General features: G+C 28.4%; 1 protein-coding gene. It reads left to right on the forward strand.

Features of this window, described 5'->3' with window-relative positions; translation table 11 throughout:
* Positions 1-394: hypothetical protein (locus L21TH_RS14645; RefSeq protein WP_034430038.1), on the forward strand; the 394-nt coding region annotated here is incomplete at both ends.

Genomic DNA, 394 nt, shown 5'->3' on the forward strand with positions numbered 1-394 from the left:
CCCAAAAAAGAACAAAAAGAGCAGGACAACCCGCCGATAGAAAATATTGCAGATGAGGTTCAAGATCGACTAGACCAGGAATTAGCAATAAAAATTGAAATTGGATATGATGAATTATTACAGAACAATGATGATAATAAAAAAGAAAACTCAAATAATGTGACAGATACAGAGAAAGATAAAATAATAATTAAAGAAGAAAATAAAACAGTCAACAAACCATTAAAATTAGGAGATTTCTTCAAAACAGATGAATGGACTGAAGAAAACATAGAAGAAATAAATAGGTTTAAAGAAACAAAAATAACTTTAGAGAATGATGAAACTTTAGAAAAAGAATCTGAAAAAAACAAGAGAAGCCACAAGAAAAAGCAAAAGAATTATGGGAACAAGT

Origin of the sequence: Caldisalinibacter kiritimatiensis, from assembly GCF_000387765.1 — a bacterium.
Lineage (GTDB): Bacteria > Bacillota > Clostridia > Tissierellales > Caldisalinibacteraceae > Caldisalinibacter > Caldisalinibacter kiritimatiensis.